Consider the following 22602-nt stretch of genomic DNA (forward strand, 5'->3'; position numbering starts at 1 on the left):
TTTGCCTTTCGGTAGGATCCGGCGCTTTCTCGCACGTTCTACAGGTAATCCATGAATTTCATCAAACGCTGCTCGCGCCTGCTCACCCTGTTTGCCCTCTTCTCCTCCGCCGTCGTGGCGGCCAAGCCGGCCCACGCCCCCATCCTGATCCAGGGGGCGATGGATGTCGAAGTCGAGACTCTGGTGGCCGCCCTCAAGGACAAGCAAGAGCTGACCGTGGGCGCCTGGACCTACTGGCAGGGCACCTTCTCGGGTTATCCGGTGGTCGTCTCCCGCACCGAGGTGGGACTGGCCAATGCCGCCGCGGCCACCACCCTCGCCATGGAGCGCTTCCAGCCGCGCCTCGTCATCAATCAGGGCACGGCGGGCGGCCACGATCCGGCGCTGCACCGGGGCGACATCGTCATCGGCACCAAGAGCTTCAACATGGGGGCCTACCGCAGTGACCTGACGCCCGCCGAGCAGGGTGTCGACCCGAGCAAATGGCACAACTTCGAGGTCACCATGCGCCTGCGCGACAACGGCAAGCTGGTGGAACACTCCGCCTTTGCTGGCGATCCCGAGCTGGTCGGCCGCGCCCTCGGCATGGCCGAGCGTTATCGCCACGGTCGGGTGGTCCCCGGCATCATAGGCACCGCCGACGAGTGGAACCGCCAGGTCGCCCGCATCAACTGGCTGCATCAGACCTACAACACGGCAGCAGAAGAGATGGAGACCTCCTCCGCCGCCCTGGTAGCCGAGGCCTACAAGGTGCCCTTCGTCGGGATCCGGGTACTCTCCAACACCGATCTGCACGGCGAGGAGTTCGATCCGCAGACCGCCATCCACTGCCAGCAGTTCGTCATCGATTACGCAAAGGCGCTCATCAACGGCTTCAACAAAGCCTGATACACCGCAGTGGCAGCCGGGCCAACAAGGCGGCATTTGTCGTCGGTATCCGGGTGCTCTCCAACACCGATCTGCACGGCGAGGAGTTCGATCCGCAGACCGCCATCCACTGCCAGCAGTTCGTCATCGATTACGCAAAAGCGCTCATCAACGGCTTCAACAAAGCCTGATAAGCCAGAGAGGCCGCCACTATGGCGGCTTCTTTTCTTGGTAATCCCTATCAGGCGGGACTTGGCCCACGGTTTCTCCCGCAGCCGATATCAACGCCCCGGACACGCCCTGCGCCCATAGTGGCGGTAGTAGCCCACCAGATTGCTGACCAGAAACAGCCCCTCCATCAGCGCCGCCACGGGCGACCCCACCAGCAGGTTGTTGGCCAGCCAGCAGAGGGTACCCAGCAACATCCAGCGCCGCAGCAGGCGGTCATCCGGACAAAACGCAGCTCGGGTCTGCAGCAGACTGGCCAGCAACCCCAGCAGGGCGAGCGGTCCCTGATAGGTGGCGAGCACCGCGAGGCAGGACAACCCCATAAAGAGCCACATCAAGAGGCGACGCGTGGCCAGCATGCTGACCACGAAGCGCAGGCTCGCCAGCCAGAGCAGCAGGGCGGCCGACGCTTGCTCCAGCAGTACGAAATGGGCGCCATTGAGGGCGCAGGAGAGCGCCAGGCAGGCCAGAATGGCCCGGCGCGTCCGCAGCTGAAACGACAGCAGATCCAGCAGCAGCGCCAGGCTCACCACCAGTTGTGACCACAAAAACAGCGACATCATCCCCACTCCAGGCTTGTTCGAGGGGGCCCAGCATGGCGGGGATGGGCGCGGCGCGGCATTAACCCGGGTTAATGCGTCGGCGGATCCGCGACAGGGTGACCGGACTGATGCCGATGTAGTTGGCGAGCTGCACCTGAGTGAGCCGCGCCGGCCAGTGGGGGAAGGTGCGGCAGAGCTCCCGGTAGCGCTCTTCCGGGGAGTGGAGCAGCAAGAAGGCCTCCTTGCGCTCCTTGTAGCACAGCTGCTGGCGCAGCAGGGCCATGCAGACCGGTTGCCAGGCAGGCTCGTCCAGCAGGGCGAGCGGTACCCGCACCAGTTGCAGCGTCGTGACGGCCTCCAGCTGGTAGCGGGCAGGCGACCCGCTGAGCCAGCTGTCGTAGAGCAGGCAGAGCTCCCCTTCGAAGTAGAACTCCTTGCAGCGCTCCTGCCCGTCCCGGGCGTAGTGGCAGGCACGGGCGATGCCCCGCTCGATATAGAAAGCCGACTCCTGCATCGCCCCCTGGGCCAGCAGCGGCTGACCCGGCAGCAAGGTCAAACGGGGCAGGCGGCCGGCAAGCGGCTCACCGATGGCGGGTGCCAGCCCCATGGCGGCGAGGGTGGCCGCCAGAGGCGGGGCTGAAGGCAGGCTGGTCATGCAAACTCCGGGGCAAACTGGGCCTTCATCATGCCAAGTTTGGCGGCCCGTTGCAGCTGGCTGTTATGGCCCCGGCAAAGGGGATGGCCGGCCGGGTGCCACCTTTGCCCCCCCTCGCCCATTGGTTTACAATCGACGGGTTTTTTGGAACCCGGTTGACCCGCGTCGACCTGGCCCCACCACGACATCAGTCTGTTAGTGCCAAGACATTAACCTGCTGAAAAGGAAGAGAATTAGCCAATGGCTCAATTTATTTACACCATGAACAGGGTCGGCAAGGTAGTGCCGCCCAAGCGTCATATTCTCAAGAACATCTCCCTCTCCTTCTTCCCGGGCGCCAAGATCGGCGTGTTGGGTCTGAACGGCGCCGGTAAATCGACCCTGCTACGCATCATGGCAGGCATCGATACCGAGATCGAAGGGGAAGCCCGTCCGCAGCCCGGCATCAAGATCGGCTACCTGCCGCAGGAGCCGAAGCTGGATCCGGAGCAGACCGTGCGCGAAGCGGTCGAAGAGGCGGTCGGCGAAGTGAAACGCGCCATGGCCCGGCTGGACGAGGTCTATGCGGCCTACGCCGACCCGGATGCGGATTTCGACAAGCTGGCCCGCGAACAGGGCGAGCTGGAAGCCATCATCCAGGCCCAGGGCGGCCACAACATGGAAAACCAGCTGGAGCGCGCGGCCGACGCCCTGCGCCTGCCGGCCTGGGATGCCCAGATCAAGCACCTCTCCGGGGGTGAGCGCCGCCGGGTGGCGCTCTGCCGCCTGCTGCTGGAAAAGCCGGACATGCTGCTGCTGGACGAACCGACCAACCACCTGGATGCGGAATCCGTGGCCTGGCTGGAGCGCTTCCTGCACGACTACGAGGGCACAGTCGTGGCCATCACCCACGACCGTTACTTCCTCGACAACGTGGCCGGCTGGATCCTGGAGCTGGACCGCGGCGAAGGTATCCCGTGGGAGGGCAACTACTCCTCCTGGCTGGAGCAAAAAGATGCCCGTCTGGCACAAGAGGCCAGCACGGAAGCGGCTCGTCGCAAGTCCATCGAGAAAGAGCTGGAGTGGGTTCGCCAGAACCCGAAAGGCCGTCAGGCCAAGTCCAAGGCCCGTATGGCTCGCTTCGAAGAGCTCAACACCAACGACTACCAGAAGCGCAACGAGACCAACGAGCTGTTCATTCCGCCCGGACCGCGCCTCGGCGACAAGGTGGTGGAGGTGGCCAACCTCTGCAAGTCCTACGGCGACCGCCAGCTGATCGACGACCTCTCCTTCTCCATTCCGAAGGGGGCCATCGTCGGCATCATAGGTCCGAACGGTGCCGGTAAATCGACCCTGTTCCGCATGATGTCGGGTCAGGAGCAGCCGGACTCCGGTTCCATCACCCTGGGTGAGACCGTGGTGCTGGCCTCGGTGGATCAGTTCCGCGACAGCATGAACGACAAGAAGACGGTGTTCGAGGAAGTCGCCGACGGCCAGGACATCCTGCGCATCGGCAACTACGAGTTCCCGAGCCGGGCCTACATCGGCCGCTTCAACTTCAAGGGCGCCGATCAGCAGAAGCGCGTCGGCGAGCTGTCCGGGGGTGAACGCGGCCGTCTGCACCTGGCCAAGCTGCTGCAGACCGGCGGCAACGTGCTGCTGCTGGATGAACCGACCAACGATCTGGACATCGAAACCCTGCGCGCCCTCGAGAACGCCCTGCTGGAGTTCCCGGGTTGCGCCATGGTCATCTCCCACGACCGCTGGTTCCTCGACCGCATCGCCACCCACATCCTGGACTACCAGGACGAGGGCAAGATCGCCTTCTTCGAGGGCAACTTCACCGAATACGAAGAGTGGAAGAAGAAGACCTACGGCGCCGAGGCCATCCAGCCGCATCGCGCCAAGTACAAGCGCATCGCCAAGTAACAGGGTAAACAAGTACGGCTTCTACATCAGCCGCACCGTTTCCACCACGACAAGCGCATCGCCAAGTAACAGGGCAAACAAGTGCGGCGGCTGCATCAGCCGCACCGTTCCCATTACGACAAGCGAGTCGCCAAGTAAACCGGCACATGCGACAAGGGGAGCCCAGGCTCCCCTTTCTTGTGCCCGATCGCTTACAATCCAAGACGGATACCTTATGCATGGATGTAGCAAGATGACGACCCAGCCCACAGAGAAGAAACTGACCATCCAGATCCGGGTCGAGCCCGGCTGCCTCGGGCCGGATGGCAAGGCGCACATCGAGACCTTCTGCACCGCCGCCGCCAAGATCTTCGCCGCCGTGGAGCCGGAGCTGGTGAACTGGACCCTGCTGCCCCGCTATGACAAGCAGTTGCCGGAGCAGGAGTTTTTCATCGACGGCCGCAAGCTGACCGAGGAGCAGGCCAGCCTGTTTCTGCGCCGCCTGGGGCGGGAGCTGGGGGAAGTGCAGGAGACCCTCGACTCCGTACTGGCCCAGCTGGTGGAGCGCTACTTCAAGACCCTCTGATGGGCCGCTGCCTGCGCAAAAGGTTCTCCAGCGAGAACCTTTTTTATTTTCGGCAGGGCAAACGTTTGAATTTTTGCTCTATTCATTGATCCGCCTCGCAGATCCGGGGTTTGTAAACAGCGCAGCCTGTGTAAAAATGTGCGCGCTGTCACGGTATCAGGACGAGTCTGGTTATTTAACCACCAGAAACAGGGCATCACGCCCGCATGGATGGGACCGGCTCCTCGCCTGCTGCTTATTTCACGTCACCTATTGGAATCCAACATGAATCAACCACACCAGGCCCCCGCACAGGCCGCCGGGCAAGGATTGCTTGAGCGTCTGTTTGCCCTGAAGGGCCATGGCACCAACGCCCGCACCGAAGTGATCGCCGGCATCACCACCTTCCTGACCATGGTCTACATCGTCTTCGTCAACCCGCAGATCCTCTCTGCGGCCGGCATGGACACCCAGGCCGTGTTCGTCACCACCTGCCTCATCGCCGGCATCGGCAGCATCCTGATGGGCCTCTTGGCCAACCTGCCCATCGCGCTGGCACCGGCCATGGGCCTCAACGCCTTCTTCGCCTTCGTGGTGGTGGCCGGCATGGGCTACTCCTGGCAAGTGGGCATGGGCACCATCTTCTGGGGTGCCATGGGCCTGCTGATCCTCACCCTGCTGCGGGTGCGCTACTGGCTCATCGCCAACATTCCGCTCACCCTGCGGGTCGGTATCACCGCCGGCATCGGTCTGCTGATCGCCCTGCTCGGCCTGCACAACGCCGGCATCGTGGTCGCCAGCCCCGCTACCATGGTGACGGTGGGTAACCTGACCTCCCTGCCCTGCCTGCTGGGGCTGCTCGGCTTCTTCCTGATCTGCATCTTCTCCGCCCGCGGCGTCCACTCCGCGGTGCTGATCGCCATCGTGGTAACCACCACCCTGGGCTGGCTGTTTGGCGATGTCACCTTCAAGGGCTTCGTCTCCATGCCCCCCAGCATTGAGCCGGTGTTTGGCCAGCTGGACCTGATGGGCTCGCTCGACATCAGCCTGGCCGGGATCATCTTCTCCTTCATGCTGGTCAACCTGTTCGACTCCTCCGGCACCCTGATCGGTGTAACCAACCGTGCCAAGCTGGCCGATGACAAGGGTCACTTCCCGCGCATGAAGCAAGCCCTGCTGGTGGATAGCGCCAGCTCCGTCGGCGGCGCCTTCATGGGCACCTCCTCGGTCACCGCCTTCATCGAGAGCAGCTCCGGCGTCGCCGTCGGCGGCCGTACCGGCCTCACGGCCATCGTGGTCGGCCTGCTGTTCCTGCTGGCGATCTTCTTCTCTCCGGTGGCTGCCATGGTGCCTGCCTACTCCGCAGCCGGCGCCCTCATCTACGTGGGCGTGCTGATGTGCTCCGAGCTGACCCGGGTGAAGTGGGAAGACCTGACCGAAGCAGTGCCGGCCTTCATGACCGCCGTCATGATGCCGTTCAGCTTCTCCATCACCGAGGGGATCGCCGTGGGCTTCATCTCCTACTGCGTGATGAAGGCAGGCACCGGCCGCTGGCGCGAGATCAACCCCTGCGTGCTGGTGGTGGCCCTGCTGTTCGTGCTCAAGTTCGTCTGGGTCGACAGCCACTAAGCCGCGATGCACAAACACAGCGCAAACAAAAATGCCCGTCAGCGACGGGCATTTTTTATGGCTGATGAAGGGGCGCTCAGCGAATGCCGCGCGCCTCGCGGATCCACTCCCAGGCCTGCTGGATCTCCTGGGTCTTCTCCTTGGCCATCTCCATCATCTCCGGCGGCAAGCCCTTGGCGGCCAGCTTGTCCGGGTGATGCTTGCTCATCTCCTTGCGGTAGGCGCGCTTGATCTCCTGATCGCTGTCGCTCTCGCTCACCCCCAGCAGCTGGTAGGCATCCTTGAGTCGATCACGGGAGGGGGCCTCCTGCCGATACTGCTGCCCGCCGTGCCCGCCATCCTGATACTGGCCACCGTGCGCCCGGTTGAAGAAGTTCATCTGCGCCTCGGCCATCGCCAGAATACGGGCCAGCTCGATGCGGCTGAAACCCAGCTCGTCGGCGATGGTGTGCAGGATGGCGCGCTCGTTGGCCTCGACCTTGCCATCGGCAAAGGCGGCTTGCAGCTGCACCTCGAGGAAGAAGCGCAGGATATCGCGCTGGCCCTGGCTGGCACGGCGAAACTCGGCCAGGGTCTCCCGCAGCGGGAAGTCCGCCTCCTTGCCCTGGCGGAACGACTCCTGGGCGCGAGCCCGCTGCTCGCCTGCCAGCCGCATCCGATCCATCAGGTTGGAGGCGACCCGGATCTCCTGCTCGGTGACCTGGCCGCTCGCCTTGGCGATGTGGCCCATGACGGCGAAAGTGGCGTGGAAGAAGACCGCCTGTTGCTGCTGGGTGGGCGCGCGGCGAAAATTCAAGCCCATGCCACGGTCGAAACGGTGGCCGATCCAGAGGCCAAGCAGGGCACCGAAGATGTTGCCGAGCAGAAAACCGAAGAAGGCGCCAAGCACCTTACCCCAAATACGCATGGTTCAAGACCTCGTGAAATTAATGAGTGCGTCCTTGCAACTGATCGTCCAGCGCCTGCAGCCGTGCTGCCGTGCCGATGTCGCGCCACTCGCCGGCCAGCAGGCTGCCGCCCACCCGGCCCTGCGCCATCCGCTCTCGCAGCAGCGGCGCCAGCTTGCGCGCCCCCGGCGTGAGTCCGGCAAAGGCGGCGGGATCATAGAGCCCGACTCCGCTGAAGGTCAGCGCCGGGCTATCGACCACCTTGCCCGCCTGCAGCGCAAAGTCCCCCGCCGGATGCTGCGGCGGGTTGGGCACCAGCCAGAGGTGGGCCAGATCCGTGCCCAGCGGCTGGGTCACCAGGGTGCGATAGTCCAGATCGAGCCAGGTATCGCCGTTGATCACCAGAAACGGCTCAGCCCCCAGCAGCGGCAACGCCTGCACGATGCCGCCGGCGGTCTCCAGCGCGCTCTCCTCCGCCGACCATTGAATGTCGACTCCGAACTGACGGCCATCGCCGAGGGCCTCTACCAGCTTGTGGCCGAGCCAGGCGTGGTTGATGACCAGGTCGGTCACACCGGCATCCCTGAGCTTGTCGATATGGTGCACGATGAGCGGCTTGCCCCCCACCGCCAGCAGCGGCTTGGGCAGGCTGTCGGTGAGCGGGCGCATCCGCTCGCCGCGACCGGCGGCCAGGATCATCGCCTTCATGACGCCACTCCGGTGCGGGCCAGCCCGGGCAGCACCACCTGCGCCAGCCACTGGCCGAAGCGGGCCAGCACCGGGTAGCTCGCGCCATGGCTATGGCAGACATCCACCACATAGCCGAGGGTGCGGGGAATGTCCTTGAGGTAACCGGACTTGCCATCGCGGTGGTAGAGACGGGTGAAGATACCCGCCGCCTTGAGGTGGCGCTGCATGCCGGTCAGGTCGGCGGCACGACGAAACGCGGCGTAATCGAGCTCGCTCAGCAGCTTGGCCTGCTGCAAGGTGTCAAACCCGAGCCGCATGCCCTGTTCGATCACCGCGTCCGGCCAGCGCACGTAGCAGTCTTTCAGCAGCGAGACCAGGTCATAGCTGAGCGGGCCTATGACCATGTCCTGGAAGTCGATGACCGCCAGCCGGCTGTCGGCCGGAGTCTCGCCGCCGCACACCATCAGGTTGCGGCTGTGAAAATCCCGGTGCATCACCCCCTGCGGCTGGGCCAGGTTGTTCTCGGTGAGGCAAGAAAAGGTCTCAGCCAGCAACTGCTGCTCTTCATCGCTCAGGGTCAGTTGCAGATGGTGACCCAGCAGCCACTCGGGGAAAATGCTGTTCTCCCGCGCCATAAAGGCGGCATCAAAAGGCTCGAGGTCCAGTTCAACAGCGCCGAGACGGGGCAGCAGCGCGATGGCCTTGCCGTACCAGGCCAGCACGTTGTCTGCGTTCAGGCAGCCGATAAGCTGGGTGTCCCCCAGATCGGTCACCGCCAGCAGCCCCTGCTCATAGTCCACCGCCCGCACCTCGGGGGCCAGCAGACCACCGGCATGCAGGGCCGAGGCATTGCGGACAAACTCATGATTTTTTTCGGTTTTAGGATTGGCATCCACCCAGATCAGGCCACCGCCACGGTGGTAGCGGCGAAAACTGGCGTCACCGGAAATGAGGGTCAACTGCAGGCTGGCATCACCGGAAATCCGGCGCGCCCAGTGCAACAAGAGGGAATCGCGATCGTGCATAAGTCGGGGACCAAATTGGAAAGCAGCACTTGGCTGTTAGCCCTGGCCGCAATAATGCTTTATCATTGCCGGCTAACATAAAGCAATGACATGCAATGTCAACTCGATGAATCCTGTCGTAAAATGCATGTCTTGAATCAGCCGTAGCTACCACGGATTGCGCGAGTCTTTCACATGACAAAACGGACACTGGGATACTCCTATCCCATCGCCCTGACCATCAGCCTTGTTCCAGCCCTGACCCCGGCCATCGTGCAGGCGGCGCCGCTGACGCCGCCGCCCGCCACCGGGATCCTGGACGGGCTCTGCTATGACTATGTCCCCAAGATTGAGAAGCTGGCACCCGGCAAGGACGCCAACGCCCAACCCGTGGAAGTGGATGCCGATCGGCTCGAAGCCAAGCAGGGCGGCACCGCCGTCTACCAGGGCGACGTCAAGGTGCGCCAGGGCGTGCGCAAGTTCGATTCCGACTATGCCGAGCTCGATCAGAAGAGCCGGGACGTCATCGCCATCGGTAACATCTACTACAACGATGGCCAGATCACGGTCACCAGCGACAAGACCCTGAAATCCAACCTGGATACCAAGAACTCCGAGCTGGAAGAGGGCAAGTATCAGGTGCATGGCTCGCCGGTGCGCGGCTCAGCCGACCGGGTCACCATGACCAACAACAACCAGAACATCACCCTGGAAGGGGCCCAGTACACCACCTGCCCGCCGGGTCAGGAAGTGTGGACCCTGAAGGCGGGCAGCATCGACATCGATCAGACCGAGGTGTTCGGGGAGGCCTGGAACGCCAGTCTCTGGCTCTACGACTACCCGGTGTTCTACTTCCCGTACATCAACTTCCCGATCAAGGATGAACGCAAGACGGGCCTGCTCTACCCGGGTTATACCCAGAGCTCCAAGAACGGCATGGACATCACCCAGCCGTTCTACTGGAACATAGCCCCGAACTACGATGCCACCATCACCTCCCGCTTCATGGACAGACGGGGCCTGATGGAGCAGGTCGAGTTCCGCTACATGCCGGATCCGGCCCATGTCGGCAGCCTCTATTTCGAGAACCTGGCCAACGACAAGCAGTACGACGAGACCCCGAGCCTCAACCAGGCCATGTCTGACGGTCACCGCTACCTGCTCAACGCCAACCACACCTCGCTGTTTGCCGACAACGCCATGCGGGTGTCGCTCGACTACACCAAGGTGCGGGACCGGGATTACAACTACTTCAACGACTTCTCCCCCAAGGTGGGCACTCAGGTCGAGAACCAGTTGCAGCAGTCCCTGATGGCCGGTTACTTCCAGCCCAACTGGAACATCAACACCGAGGTGCGCACCTACCAGATCCTGCTGGCCAGCGCCCAGCAGCCCCACGAGTTGATGCCGCGCATCGACCACAACTATTACCAGCAAGGCAGCTGGTACGATCTGGCCTGGAACACCGAGATCACCAAGTTCGGCTACAACAACGCCCAGGCCATCGCCCAGAACCAGGGCGGTGCCTACACCGGCACCCGGGTCTACACGGCCCCGACCCTGACCATGCCGCTCATCAACGAGGCAGGCTACTACCTCGACAGCCAGTACAAGCTGATGTACACCCGTTACGATCAGGAAGTGCCGGACAACATGAGCCAGACCTTCGTCAAAAATTTCACTGCTGAAGGTGGCAACGGAGTCACTCTGGACGAAGGGATCATCACCCGCACCCTGCCCTCCTTCCGCCTCAAGGGCGGCATGACCTTCGAGCGCAACCAGAACTGGTTCGGCGGCGATGCCAACCAGACCTTGGAGCCAGAGTTCCAGTACCTCTATGTGCCCTACAAGAACCAGGACAACATAGGCGTCTATGACTCCACCGGCATGCGCCAGGACTACTACAGCCTGTTCAGCGACCGCCGCTACGCCGGTCTGGATCGCATCAGCGATTCCAACAGAGTCTCCATCGGCCTCACCAGCCGGGTATATGATGAGGCCGGTGATGAACGAATTCGGCTGGCCGTTGCCCAAGCTTTCGATTTTGTTGCGCCCAGGGTCAAGCTCTATCCCAGCGAGACCCTGAACACCAACACCCGCTCCCCGCTCTCTTTCGAGGGGGATGCCAAGATCAACGAGCAGTGGTTTGCCCATGCCGGCGCGCAATATGATGTGGACCAGAGCCGGCTCAGCTCCGCCAACAGCGCCATCGAGTATCGCCGCGAGAAGCTGATCAGCCAGCTGAACCATCGCTTCGTGCGCGATGCCAACTACGACCTTGAAAACAAGGGACAGGTAACCGACCTCAACCAGATCGGCCTGCTGTTGACTACCCCGCTCAACGACCAGTGGCACCTGTACGGGGGTTACTATCAGGAGCTGAATCAGAGCGTGAAGTCTGATCGCAAGGTAGGCCTGAAGTACGACTCCTGCTGCTGGAGCATCAACTTCAACCTGGAGTGGGTCAACACTCCGGACAACGTGACCATGCGTCCGACCTCGGAGCGCAGTCTGGGCATTCAGTTTGAAATGAAAGGATTGGGTAGCGTGGGTACCGGCTCCAAGGGCACCTCCCTGGACACCGAAGCACTGCCTTACATTCGTCCGTTTAACCTGCGAGACCAATAAGCGGTCTGGCAAACGCCTTGAGAGATGGATATGAAGAAGACGTTGATTTCCCTGCTGACTGCAGGCCTGTTCGGAGCCATGAGCCAGGGTGCCTTCGCCGCCCCCGAACTGATGGACAAGGTGCTTGCCGTGGTCAACAAGGACGTGGTGCTGGCCAGCCAGCAGGAAGCCCTGGTGCAGAAGGTGAAAGCTTCTGCCCAGGAGAGCGGCCAGTCCCTGCCCGATGACGCCACCCTGCGCAAACAGGCGCTGGATCGGCTGATCCAGGAGAGCCTGCAGCTGCAACTGGCGGATCGTCAGGGCCTCAAGATCAGCGATACCCAGCTGGAGCAGGCTATCCAGAGCATCGCCGCCGACAACAAGATGACCCAGGATCAGCTGCGAGCCCAGCTGGCCCGTGAAGGGCTGACCTATGCCCAGTATCGGGAAGAGGTACGCCGCGAGATCCTGATGAACGAGGTGCGCCGCAATCAGGTGCGCCGCCGCATCAACATCTCCGAGCAGGAGGTGAAGCAGGTGGTCGACATCCTCGCCAAGCAGGGTCAGCAACAGCAGCAATACCATGTCGGCCACATCCAGGTTGCCCTGCCGGACAACCCAAGCGCCGAGCAGCTCAACGCCGCCAAGAGCAAGATTGAACGCATCCTGGCCGCCCTCAAGCAGGGTGCCGACTTCCGCAAGATGGCCATTGCCGAGAGCAGCGGACCCAAGGCGCTGGAAGGGGGTGACTGGGGCTGGATGAGCCCGCAAGAGATGCCGACCCTGATGGCCGAGGCGGTGCAAGGCACCAAGAAGGGCGACATCGTTGGCCCGCTGCGTTCCGGTGCCGGCCTGCACATCATCAAGGTGTTCGATACCAAGGGCCAGCAGCAGGTCGTGCAGACCGAAGTGCGCGCCCGTCACATTCTGATCAAGCCCTCCATCATCCTGAGCGAAGAAAAAGCCAAGGGCATGCTGGACGGCATCCTGCACGACATCAAGAGCGGCAAGGCCAGCTTCGCCAGCCTGGCAGAGAAGTACTCCGAGGATCCGGGTTCTGCGGTGCAGGGTGGCGAACTGGGCTGGTCCGATCCCAACGTCTATGTGCCGGAGTTCCGCGACATGGTCAACCGCCTGCAACCGGGCCAGATCAGCGAACCCTTCCGCACCACCCACGGCTGGCACATCGTCCAGCTGGAAGAGCGCCGCAGCCAGGATGCCACCAACAAGGCCCAGGAGCAGCGCGCCTATCAGCTGATTTACAACCGTCGCTTCACCGAAGAGTCCCAGGCCTGGCTGGACGAGCTGCGTGACGAGGCCTACATCCAGATCGAAGGCGCCGGCAGCTGATGAGTTGTCGTCGTCTCGCCATCACCCCGGGTGAACCGGCCGGGATCGGCCCGGATCTGGTGCTGCAGATTGCCCAGCAGGAGTGGCCGCACCAGTTGGTGGTGATCGCCGATCCGGCGCTGCTGCGCGAGCGGGCCGCCCTGCTGGGGCTGCCCGTCGAGTTGCAGCCCTATGATGCCGACCAGCCTGCCCGCCCCCAGCGGGCGGGCACCCTCACCGTCTGTCCGGTTCCCCTCGGCGCCGCCGTGGTGCCGGGCATGCTCGACGAGGGCAACGGTGCCTACGTGCTGGCCACCCTGCAGCGCGCCTGCGACGGCAATATGAGCGGCGAGTTTGCCGCCGTGGTGACCGGGCCGGTGCACAAGGGGATCATCAACCAGGCTGGCGTCTCGTTCAGCGGTCACACCGAGTTCTTCGCCCAGCAGTCGGGCACCGCCGACGTGGTGATGCTGCTGGCAACCGAGGGACTGCGGGTCGCGCTGGCGACCACCCACATTCCGCTGGCCTATGTGGCGATGGCCATCACCGAGGATCGGCTCGGCAAGGTGATCCGCATCCTGGATGCGGATCTCAAGAGCAAATTCGGCATCGCCAAGCCACGCATTTACGTCTGCGGCCTCAATCCCCACGCCGGGGAAGGCGGCCATCTCGGCCGTGAAGAGATTGACGTGATCGAACCCGCCCTGGCAGGCCTTCGCCAGGAGGGGATCGATCTGGTCGGCCCGTTGCCGGCCGATACCCTGTTCCAGGACAAATACCTCAAGGATGCGGATGCGGTACTCGCCATGTACCACGACCAGGGGCTGCCCGTGCTCAAATACAAGGGCTTCGGCAGTTCGGTCAATATCACCCTTGGACTTCCTTTCATCCGCACTTCGGTGGATCACGGCACCGCACTGGATCTGGCAGGCAAGGGCCTCGCCGACTCGGGCAGCCTGATCACCGCGATCAACCACGCCATCAAGATGGTAGAGAAAAAAAGATATGAGCAGTAAGGTGCAGAGCAACAAGGTGCACATGGGCCACACCGCCCGTAAGCGTTTCGGTCAGAACTTCTTGCACGATCGCTACGTGATCGATCAGATCGTGGCCGCCATCAATCCGCAGCCGGGTCAGAACCTGGTGGAGATCGGCCCGGGTCTGGCCGCGCTGACCGAGCCGGTCGCCTCCCAGATGGACAAGATGACCGTGGTCGAGCTGGACCGGGATCTGGCCGCGCGCCTGCGCGAGCACCCGACTCTCAAGGAGAAGCTGACCGTCATCGAAGCCGATGCCATGCGCTTCGACTTCGGTACCCTGATGGGGGAAGGCAAGGGGCCGCTGCGCATCTTCGGCAACCTGCCCTACAACATCTCCACCCCGCTCATCTTCCACCTGTGCGAGTTCGCCGACCGGGTAGAGGACATGCACTTCATGCTGCAAAAGGAAGTGGTCCTGCGTCTGGCAGCCGGCCCTGGCAGCAAGGCTTATGGCCGGCTGAGCGTGATGACCCAGTACTACTGTCAGGTAGTGCCTGTGCTGGAAGTGGGCCCTGGCGCCTTCAAGCCGGCACCGAAGGTGGATTCCGCCGTGGTGCGTCTGATCCCGCACAAGAACCCGACCATCGTCGCGAAAGACATTCGTTGCCTGAACCGGGTCTGCACCGAGGGCTTCGGCCAGCGTCGCAAGACCATTCGCAACAGCTTCTCCAACTTCATCACGGACGCCCAGCTGACCGAGCTTGGTATCGATGGCAACCTGCGCCCGGAGAATCTCTCCCTCGAGCAGTTCGTCATGATCGCCAACTGGCTGGCGGATCAGCAACAGGCCTGATCCCGTGGCCACTCCGCACATCGTGATCCGCCCATACCCCCGTTATGTGGCGGATTCCAAAGACCCTTACCAGTTCCACTATCTCATCGAGATCGAGAACCTGGGGCCGGGCCCGGCGCAGCTGCTGCACCGGCGCTGGCTCATCACCGATGCCAATGGCAAGATGCTGGAAGTCGAAGGCCCCGGCGTGGTCGGCGAGCAGCCGGTGATTGCAGAGGGAGAGACCTTCCGCTATCAGAGCGGCGTGCCGCTGGCCACCCCGCTCGGGGTGATGGAAGGGAGTTATACCCTGCAAGACGAGTCGGGGCAGCAATTCGAGGCGCCCATCGCGCCCTTTACGCTGGCCGTCCCCCACATTATCAACTGAGGTTTCATGGCGAACTGTTTTGTTGGCGATATCCAGGGCTGTTACGACGATTTGCGCCGTCTGCTGGATCTGGCCGAGTTCGATCCCGCTAACGACGTGCTCTGGCTGTGCGGCGATCTGGTCGCCCGCGGCCCGGACTCTCTCAATACCCTGCGCTTCGTCAAGGGGCTGGGCAACCGGGCCGTCACCGTGCTCGGCAACCACGATCTGCACCTGCTGGCGGTCGCCGATGGCGTCGCCCCGCTCAAGAAGAAGGACAAGCTGCAGGAGCTGATGGAGGCACCGGATCGGGACGAGCTGCTGGAGTGGCTGCGCCACCGTCCGCTGCTGGCGGAGCACCCCGACCTGCCCATCATGATGGTGCATGCCGGCATCTCCCCGGCGTGGGACGCCCGCACCGCCCGCAACTGCGCCCGCGAGGTGGAGAGCCTGCTGCGCGGCGATCAATACCAGTGGCTGCTACACAACATGTATGGCGATCAGCCGGATGGCTGGCAGGACGATCTGGTCGGGATCGAGCGCTACCGCTACATCATCAACACCTTCACCCGGATGCGCTTCTGCTATTTCGACGGCCGGCTCGACTTCAGATGCAAGAAGGGCCCCAAGGAATCGACCCCGGGCCTGCGCCCCTGGTTCGAGCAGCGCGAGCACCATGTGGATGACCCCATCCTGGTGTTCGGCCACTGGGCTGCCCTGATGGGCAACACCGGCAAGCAGGACATCAAGGCACTGGACACCGGCTGTGTCTGGGGCAACAGCCTCACCCTGTGGCGATATGAAGATGACGCCCTGATCGCCACCCCCTGTCCCACTTACGCCAAATAAGTTTGCTCAGTGTGTAGTTCGAGTAATAAAGCCATATTTTTTAGTAACAAGCCCGACAGTGTATCGGGCTTTCTATTTCATATATAGATGCAGCTCAATAATACCAATTAAAATAAATTGATAACTGCCCAAGCTACTATATATAGATGACAGTACAACACATGACAGTTGATATGGATGTAATTAAAAATTTGCTTTTCCATGTTTAAACGTTAAATATAAATTCAATATCTTCCCCCAAATCACACCACTGTTCAGACCACTTAAAAAGCCAAATAAAATGTTGAAAGACAACACAGCCCTTAACTCTGGACTTATATTAACACAAATATTAAAAGTATAATTTGTAATAAAAGCAATAATCATGAATATAATAGGCCATGAAGTACCAGGCCAGATAATTAAATCACTTCCCTCTTTGCTTTTTAACTGTGGGCCACGACTCAAGACACGCCAGCCAAAACCAAAACCGATCAACAGCCCCCACAGCATAGCTGTCCCCCCCCAGAAAAAGAAAGTTAGCTCATAACTTACACTGACACCTCCCCACAAGAGAAAGACCAGTGGCATAATGAACAAACTCTTAATTTCGATCACCCGATCATTTAATGCTCTGATCCCATTTGCCATCAAAAAGACAAATAAAACCCAAACCCATGCAGGAGTGCCAACAACAATTTCTATAAAAGACATATCCTCTCCTTTAAGATAAACTATAAAATATAATTACACTTGTCATGGGGATTTAATTTCCGGCAGATAAAGTAAATATTAAAAAACTTGCTAAACGCTTAATTAAAAATGCAAAAATTATAAAAATAGCTAGTCGATATTGAGAGGAACCTCAGACTTGAGGTTCCAAAATTTAAATTAGTTGGTAGAACACTTTTAATATTACAGCTTGCGCCCCAACCGCTTCTCGATCTGTTGCCGCTCCCACTCGGGCCCGAACAGCTTGAACGGCTGGAACAGGTTGATGGCATGGGAGATCAATCCCAGCCCCCAGCCCAGCGCTGGCCACCAGGCCCAGATATAGCCCGGGTTGCTCAGGTAGTTGATGACAAACAGCCCGCAAATCACCAGCAGGTAGCTGGCGATGTGGTAATAGAAGCCCTTGAGCCCCTCCACATAACGCATGGCGGCCCGCTCCTCTACCGATACCCGTATCTCATCCCGTTCCATCGTGTCACTCCCTCTCATCTCGTGCTCCTGTTGGCTTGTACCGTCAAGTTGCGCCACTTCGAGCTCAAAGACGGCGGCCAGGGCCTTGAGGGATTCCAGTCCGGGCTGCTGACCCTGCTCGATCCGCTGTATGGTGCGAACGCTCAGGCCGGTAAAGGCGGCCAACTGCTCCTGTGACCAGCCCCGCTGCAATCTCAACTTCCTGACGATCATCTCGAACTCCTTGTGGTTGATTGACGGGGCCAGCATAGGGGCCGGCGGGTGCCATGGGCCACGACAGCGCCCTGACACCAACCTGACTTTCCTTTGGATTCAGTACATTAGATAAAAGAGCGTGCTCAAAAACTCAGCTATTCCTCCCCACGACGCCCCCCTTTCGATCACCTGACAGCAGGGCGACAGAGGTGGCACTTTGTGCAAGATAGCGCCTTGGTATCGGGCAGGCGAGCTTATAGCGTCTGCATCAACTCGGCGGCAATCTCGAAAGAGCGCAGGCGAGCCTGATGATCGACGATGGGGCCGTTGAACATCAGCTCGTCGGCCCGGGTTTCCGCCAGCAGCGCCTTGAGGCCGTGACGTATCTGGTCCGGATTGCCCACCAGCGAACGGGCCAGGGTCTGCTCCATGGCCAGCAGCTCGCGCTCCGACCACTCTTCCCCCAGCTCGATGACAGGGGCCGGCAGCTTGCCTGCGTTGCCTCGATGCAGGCGCAGGAACTGCTGCTGCAGGGTGGTGAACTGGAAGCGTGCCTCCCGCTCGCTGTCGGCGGCGATCATGTTGATGCAGACCACCGCATGGGGCTTGGGCCAGCGGGCGGAGGGGCGATACTGGGCGCGATAGATCTCAAGCGCCTGCAGCAGCATGGCGGGGGCGAAGTGCGAGGCAAAGCCGAACGGCAGCCCCATGGCCGCCGCCAGCTGGGCGCTGTAGAGGCTCGAACCCAGCAGCCAGATGGGCAGATGCAGCCCCTGCCCCGGTACCGCCTGCACCGCCCCCACCTCGTCGCCAAAGTAATCCATCAGCTCGCGCACATCGGCCGGGAAGTCATCCACCTCGCCGCTGCGCTGGCGTCTGAGCGCCCGCATGGTGCGCTGATCGGTGCCCGGCGCACGGCCAAGCCCGAGATCGATGCGATCCGGATAGAGCGACGCCAGGGTGCCGAACTGCTCGGCGATGACCAGCGGCGAGTGGTTCGGCAGCATGATGCCGCCGGCCCCGATCCGCAGGGTATTGGTACCGCCGGCCAGATGACCGATCAGTACCGAGGTGGCGGCGCTGGCGATGCCCGGCATGTTGTGGTGCTCGGCCAGCCAGTAGCGGCAATAGCCCAGGCGTTCGGCATGACGGGCCAGGTCCAGCGAGCGGCGAAACGACTCGGCCGGCTGGGAGCCTTCGGCCACGGGCACCAGATCGAGTACGGAATAGGGGATGGCAGACATGGGTCACTCCATTGATTCACAGACCAGTAACAAGTGGGGCAATGTAGCACGGGATACCTGAATGAATCACGTGATCAGCCGGCAAAATTGGCCAGAGCGAGCACCGAGAGCTCCGGCAGGCGCCGTTTCCGTCAGCCACATCCCGATATCCATGAATGGGTTATTGTGTTTTCTGTCATCCTGTTGGCACACTGCAAGCTGATCGTCTCTGCAATCGCCCGTGTGACAAGGATGTGTCCATGACAACTGCCAGGCCAGGTCGTAAACCCTTCTACGTGCATATCGCCACCCTCTTCATCCTGCTGTTCACCCTGCTCGGCAGCGCCCTCATCGCCTTGCAGTTCCAGCAAGGGGCGCGCCAGGGACTGGAGCACGAGCGACAGAACTTCCTGCAGTATCGCCAGCAGCTGGCCCTCGCCCTGCAACTGAACGAGCGACCGGCCCGCATGTCCCTCAGCCTGTTGCGCAGCGGCCAGCTGGCCGCCATGACCACCTTGACCGAACGCCTGGCCTACCTGCCGCAACTGGCGGAGGTGCTGGCCAACAGCCCCAGCTATGGGGCCGTCTATGCCGGCTACGAGGATGGCGACTTCTTTCTGGTGCGCAAGCTGACCGAGCGGGCCAGAGCCCAGCTGGGGGGCGTCCCGGCCACCAGTACCCTGCTAGTGCAGAGCCTCAGCCAGGGCAAGGGGGAATTTCTCTATTTCGATCAACGGCTGGCCCTGCTCGAGCGCCGTGCCATGCCGAACTACCGCTACGATCCCCGCAGCCGCGACTGGTACAAGCAAGCCCGCTGGCGCGCGGGGATCGCCACCACCAGCCCCTATCTGTTCTTCACCACCAAGGAGCCGGGCATGACGCTGGCGGTGGAGAGCGACGATCGGCGCGCCGTGATCGGGCTCGACACCAGCGTCGAGGGGCTGTCGGCCCTGATCGGCAAGCTGCAGTTGCCCGCCCAGAGCCAGGTGATCCTGTTCGACGAGTACGCCACCCTGCTGGCCGCCGACCCCAGACACCTGCCCAGCTTCGAGCAGCTGAGCCAGCTGCCCATGCTGGCGACCCTGCCCCACCCGGCCCTGCCGGATCTGCAGCAGCGGATCATCAGCCAGCCCACCCTGTTGAGCGAGCCGGCGGAGCTCAACCTGACCGCCGCCGATGGCAGCGACTGGCTGGTCAACCTCGCTCCCCTCGGGACCGACTCCCCCTTCCACATCGCCCTGCTGGTCTCGGCCGACCTGCTCTATCAGCAGGCCCGAGACGAAGCCCTGGTCAACCTGGGCTGGGCACTGGCGGGCCTGCTGCTGCTGCTGCCGGTGATCTGGCTGGTCTCGCGGCGCACCGCCACCCCGCTGCTGGCGCTCACCAAGGAGGCGGAGCGGATCCAGCACTTCGATTTTGGCGAGAGCCGGGTCCCCGAGTCGGCCATCCGCGAGATCGACGATCTGGCCCGCACCATGTCTGGCATGCGGCTGACCCTCGGCAACTTCATGAACATGGGGCGGGCGCTGGCGGCCGAACACCGCTTCGACTCCCTGCTCAGCCGCATCCTGCACGAGACCATCGCCGCGGTGCAGGCCGAAGGGGGCTGCCTCTACCTGGCCCAGGAGCGGGGCATGGTGGCGGTACAGGCACTGTGGCGCCAAGCGCCGCTGCCGGCCGATCAGACCCACTGGCAGCAGGCCCTGTTTGGCGAGCTGGCCCGGGGCGAGCGACTCAGCCTCGCCATCGACCAGAGCGGCTGGCAGCAGTATCTGGCTGACTGGGGCCCCTTCCCCGGCCCCTGCCAGCTGGTGGCCGAGCCGCTGCGCAACCATCGCCAGGAGCTGAGCGGCTGCCTGCTGCTGATCCTGCCTGACTGCCCGGCCCGCGAGCTGGCCTCGCGCATCAGCCTGATCGAGGCGCTGGCGGGCACTTCGGCCTCCGCCATCGAGAACCAGCGCCTGCTGGAGGAGCAGAAACAGCTGCTGGAATCCTTCATCGAGCTGATGGCCGGCGCCATCGACGCCAAGAGCCCCTACACCGGCGGCCACTGCCAGCGGGTGCCGGAGCTGACCCGGATGCTGACCGAGGCCGCCTGCGCCCAGCAGCAGGGGCCGTTCGCCGAGTTTCGGCTCAACGAGGAGGAGTGGGAGGCCATCCATATCGCCAGCTGGCTGCACGACTGTGGCAAGGTGACCACCCCCGAGTTCGTGGTGGACAAGGCCACCAAGCTGGAGACCCTCTACGACCGGATCCACGAGATCCGCACCCGCTTCGAGGTGCTCAAGCGCGACGGCTACATCGAGGCGCTGGCGGCCCGCCTGCCGGCGTCCGAACGGGAAGCGGCCAGGAGCGAGGTGGCTCCGCTCTGGAGCACCCTGGATCAGGAGTTCGCCTTCGTCGCCGAGTGCAACCTCGGTGGTGAATGGATGGCGCCAGAGAAGCTGGCCAGGCTGGATGCCATCGCCAGCCGCACCTGGCTGCGCACCCTGGACGATCGACTCGGCATCAGCCGGGAGGAGCTCAAGCTGCGCCAGAACGAACCGGCCGCGCTGCTGCCCTGCGTCGAACCCCTGCTGGCGGACAAGGCCGCCCACCTCATCCCCCGCCCCGCTCACGATCAACTGGACGAACTCAACCCCTGGGGCTTCAAGGTGCGAGTGCCCACTCACCTCTACAACCGGGGCGAGCGTTACAACCTCGCCATCGGTCGCGGCACCCTTACCGAGGAGGAGCGCTACAAGATCAACGAGCACATCATCCAGACCATCCGCATGCTCGAACGCCTCCCCTTCCCCCGCCATCTGCGCAGCGTGCCCGAGATTGCCGGCGGCCACCACGAGCGGATGGACGGCAAGGGCTATCCGCGCCAGCTGCTGGGCAGCCAGATGAGCATCCCCGCCCGCATCATGGCCATCGCCGACATCTTCGAGGCGCTGACCGCCAGCGATCGCCCCTACAAATCGGGCAAGACGGTCTCCCAGTCGCTGGCCATCATGCAGAGCATGGTGCGCGAGCAGCATATCGATCCCGCCCTGTTTACCCTGTTTGTCAGCAGCGGCATCTGGCGCGATTATGCAGAGAGATTCCTCGCCCCAGAACAGCTGGATCCCGTGGATGAAGCCGCCCTGCTGGCCACACTGGCCTAGGGCGGGTCATATTTTCTTACATTTGCGGGCTGGCCTGAGCGCCCCCGGCTGGTTATAACGGTGCCCCTATAGCGAAGGGGGAGCAATAGACTCCCCCTCACTCTTTGTCACACCACACTGTTCAGGTTATCTATGTCAAAACATCTCATTGTGCTGGGCGCGCTGACGCTGTCCGGCTGCTCCCTGCTGTCTCCTCCCGCCCCCACCGTCACCCCGGTGCACCTGGCCGATGCCAGCCAGCGCGGCTTCTACATCGAGTGCAGCAGCATGACGGCCTGCTTCCAGCAGGCCAACCAGATCTGCCCGCAGGGCTACAAGGAGACCGATCGCCGCCAGCAGACGCTCTACAGCACCCAGTATCTGGGGGGCAGCTACGACGACGATAAGAAGGTCTACAAGGCAGCCAAGCCCTATCGGGTCGCCAACACGGTGCACTCCCTGACCATCCAGTGTCCGGTCGACATGGGCATCACGCCACGCTGATCCGCGCCTCGCGGCCGGCACGGGAAACCCAAATCCTGGCCGGCCCTTCTCTTGTCTCACCAAGAACGAGCCTCTTATGTCACCCAGAATATGGCTGCTGGGCAGCATCTTGCTGTCCGGCTGCGCCCTGCTGCCGGCGCCCGCCACCGTCAGCGAACTCCCCTCCGCCAACCCCGCCCAGCAACGCTTCCAGATCGAGTGCGGCGCGCCAGAGGAGTGCCAGCAACAGGCGCTCTTGAGCTGCCCCCACGGCTATCAGCAAGTCGATCGAAGCAAGCGCACCGTCACCACTCACCAGATGAGCATGGGGGCCGCTGATCCGGTGACGGGATTTCGCCCTAGCTTCCCCCAGACCAGCACCTTCACCATCCACATGCTGCTGGTGCAGTGCCCCCGCACACCGGCACAACCACATCCGCTTGGACGCTGACGACAAAGGGCCCGCAGGCCCT

At 62.4% G+C, this 22602-nt stretch carries 21 protein-coding genes; 13 read left to right on the forward strand and 8 right to left on the reverse strand.

Translation table 11 applies throughout. The features are described from left to right. Positions 1 to 51 precede the first annotated feature (51 nt). Positions 52 to 888 carry a phosphorylase family protein gene (locus tag OKB87_RS16915; protein ID WP_270828061.1) on the forward strand — a complete coding sequence of 279 codons (837 nt, stop codon included), beginning with the start codon at positions 52 to 54 and terminating at the stop codon, positions 886 to 888. A 260-nt stretch (positions 889 to 1148) separates the two neighbouring features. Here OKB87_RS16915 and OKB87_RS16920 read toward each other — a convergent pair whose 3' ends face one another. After that, a complete protein-coding gene (locus OKB87_RS16920; RefSeq protein ID WP_270828062.1) occupies positions 1149 to 1658 on the reverse strand; it encodes a YgjV family protein in 510 nt (169 codons plus the stop codon). Positions 1659 to 1716: 58 nt separating this feature from the next. Then, positions 1717 to 2292 (reverse strand): Crp/Fnr family transcriptional regulator, encoded by a 576-nt coding sequence (locus OKB87_RS16925; RefSeq protein WP_270828063.1) that lies wholly within the window; start codon positions 2290 to 2292, stop codon positions 1717 to 1719. A 240-nt stretch (positions 2293 to 2532) separates the two neighbouring features. On the opposite strand from OKB87_RS16925, the gene ettA reads away from it, so the two are divergent. The 3 genes from ettA to OKB87_RS16940 all read left to right on the forward strand — a co-directional run bounded on the left by ettA (position 2533) and on the right by OKB87_RS16940 (position 6373). Then, on the forward strand, positions 2533 to 4200 hold the full coding sequence (ettA, locus tag OKB87_RS16930; RefSeq protein ID WP_016349627.1) for an energy-dependent translational throttle protein EttA: 1668 nt from the start codon (positions 2533 to 2535) through the stop codon (positions 4198 to 4200). Positions 4201 to 4432: 232 nt separating this feature from the next. Beyond that, positions 4433 to 4765: a hypothetical protein gene (locus tag OKB87_RS16935; RefSeq protein WP_017410319.1), complete on the forward strand. Its 333-nt coding sequence runs from the start codon at positions 4433 to 4435 to the stop codon at positions 4763 to 4765. 264 nt (positions 4766 to 5029) lie between these two features. Next, positions 5030 to 6373: an NCS2 family permease gene (locus tag OKB87_RS16940; protein WP_270828064.1), complete on the forward strand. Its 1344-nt coding sequence runs from the start codon at positions 5030 to 5032 to the stop codon at positions 6371 to 6373. Between the two features lie 76 nt (positions 6374 to 6449). Here OKB87_RS16940 and djlA read toward each other — a convergent pair whose 3' ends face one another. Genes djlA through OKB87_RS16955 form a run of 3 tightly spaced genes read right to left on the reverse strand, consistent with a single transcriptional unit; the run spans position 6450 to position 8975 of the window. Then, entirely contained in the window at positions 6450 to 7280 is an 831-nt protein-coding gene (gene djlA / locus OKB87_RS16945; protein ID WP_011704885.1) for a co-chaperone DjlA, read from the reverse strand. Positions 7281 to 7299: 19 nt separating this feature from the next. Continuing rightward, a complete protein-coding gene (gene murU, locus OKB87_RS16950) occupies positions 7300 to 7968 on the reverse strand; it encodes an N-acetylmuramate alpha-1-phosphate uridylyltransferase MurU (RefSeq protein WP_270828065.1) in 669 nt (222 codons plus the stop codon). Further along, positions 7965 to 8975 (reverse strand): aminoglycoside phosphotransferase family protein, encoded by a 1011-nt coding sequence (locus tag OKB87_RS16955; RefSeq protein WP_270828066.1) that lies wholly within the window; start codon positions 8973 to 8975, stop codon positions 7965 to 7967. Before OKB87_RS16955 ends, murU begins: the two co-directional genes overlap by 4 nt. Before the next feature lie 174 nt (positions 8976 to 9149). Between OKB87_RS16955 and lptD the strand changes: the two genes are divergently transcribed. The 6 genes from lptD to OKB87_RS16985 are packed head-to-tail and all read left to right on the forward strand — an operon-like array spanning position 9150 to position 15918. Next, positions 9150 to 11582 carry an LPS assembly protein LptD gene (gene lptD / locus OKB87_RS16960; RefSeq protein WP_270828067.1) on the forward strand — a complete coding sequence of 811 codons (2433 nt, stop codon included), beginning with the start codon at positions 9150 to 9152 and terminating at the stop codon, positions 11580 to 11582. Positions 11583 to 11612: 30 nt separating this feature from the next. Next, the gene (gene surA / locus OKB87_RS16965) at positions 11613 to 12911 is read left to right on the forward strand and encodes a peptidylprolyl isomerase SurA (RefSeq protein ID WP_270828068.1); all 1299 of its coding nucleotides are present in this window, start codon (positions 11613 to 11615) and stop codon (positions 12909 to 12911) included. Then, complete coding sequence (gene pdxA / locus OKB87_RS16970) at positions 12911 to 13906, forward strand: 4-hydroxythreonine-4-phosphate dehydrogenase PdxA (protein WP_270828069.1); 996 nt, start codon at positions 12911 to 12913, stop codon at positions 13904 to 13906. The genes surA and pdxA overlap by 1 nt, the downstream gene beginning before the upstream one ends. Further along, on the forward strand, positions 13896 to 14723 hold the full coding sequence (rsmA, locus tag OKB87_RS16975; RefSeq protein ID WP_016349619.1) for a 16S rRNA (adenine(1518)-N(6)/adenine(1519)-N(6))-dimethyltransferase RsmA: 828 nt from the start codon (positions 13896 to 13898) through the stop codon (positions 14721 to 14723). The genes pdxA and rsmA overlap by 11 nt, the downstream gene beginning before the upstream one ends. 4 nt (positions 14724 to 14727) lie before the next feature. Further along, the gene (apaG, locus tag OKB87_RS16980; RefSeq protein ID WP_016349618.1) at positions 14728 to 15090 is read left to right on the forward strand and encodes a Co2+/Mg2+ efflux protein ApaG; all 363 of its coding nucleotides are present in this window, start codon (positions 14728 to 14730) and stop codon (positions 15088 to 15090) included. A gap of 6 nt (positions 15091 to 15096) precedes the next feature. Continuing rightward, entirely contained in the window at positions 15097 to 15918 is an 822-nt protein-coding gene (locus OKB87_RS16985) for a symmetrical bis(5'-nucleosyl)-tetraphosphatase (RefSeq protein WP_270828070.1), read from the forward strand. A 183-nt stretch (positions 15919 to 16101) separates the two neighbouring features. On the opposite strand, the gene OKB87_RS16990 is transcribed toward OKB87_RS16985, so the two are convergent. The 3 genes from OKB87_RS16990 to OKB87_RS17000 form a co-directional block, all read right to left on the reverse strand. Continuing rightward, positions 16102 to 16611, reverse strand: a complete 510-nt coding sequence (locus OKB87_RS16990; RefSeq protein WP_270828071.1) for a hypothetical protein — start codon at positions 16609 to 16611, stop codon at positions 16102 to 16104. Between the two features lie 201 nt (positions 16612 to 16812). Next, a complete protein-coding gene (locus OKB87_RS16995; protein WP_017410311.1) occupies positions 16813 to 17313 on the reverse strand; it encodes a 2TM domain-containing protein in 501 nt (166 codons plus the stop codon). 236 nt (positions 17314 to 17549) lie between these two features. Continuing rightward, positions 17550 to 18539 (reverse strand): luciferase-like monooxygenase, encoded by a 990-nt coding sequence (locus OKB87_RS17000; RefSeq protein ID WP_146062048.1) that lies wholly within the window; start codon positions 18537 to 18539, stop codon positions 17550 to 17552. A gap of 155 nt (positions 18540 to 18694) precedes the next feature. On the opposite strand from OKB87_RS17000, the gene OKB87_RS17005 reads away from it, so the two are divergent. The 3 genes from OKB87_RS17005 (at position 18695) to OKB87_RS17015 (ending at position 22580) form a co-directional block, all read left to right on the forward strand. Continuing rightward, on the forward strand, positions 18695 to 21667 hold the full coding sequence (locus OKB87_RS17005; RefSeq protein ID WP_270828072.1) for an HD domain-containing phosphohydrolase: 2973 nt from the start codon (positions 18695 to 18697) through the stop codon (positions 21665 to 21667). Between the two features lie 132 nt (positions 21668 to 21799). Continuing rightward, the gene (locus OKB87_RS17010; protein ID WP_270828073.1) at positions 21800 to 22150 is read left to right on the forward strand and encodes a hypothetical protein; all 351 of its coding nucleotides are present in this window, start codon (positions 21800 to 21802) and stop codon (positions 22148 to 22150) included. Between the two features lie 76 nt (positions 22151 to 22226). Further along, on the forward strand, positions 22227 to 22580 hold the full coding sequence (locus OKB87_RS17015) for a hypothetical protein (RefSeq protein ID WP_270828075.1): 354 nt from the start codon (positions 22227 to 22229) through the stop codon (positions 22578 to 22580). The last annotated feature ends 22 nt before the right edge of the window (positions 22581 to 22602 follow it).

Origin of the sequence: Aeromonas sp. Y318-1, assembly GCF_027706125.1 — a bacterium.
Taxonomy (GTDB): Bacteria; Pseudomonadota; Gammaproteobacteria; order Enterobacterales; family Aeromonadaceae; genus Aeromonas; species Aeromonas hydrophila.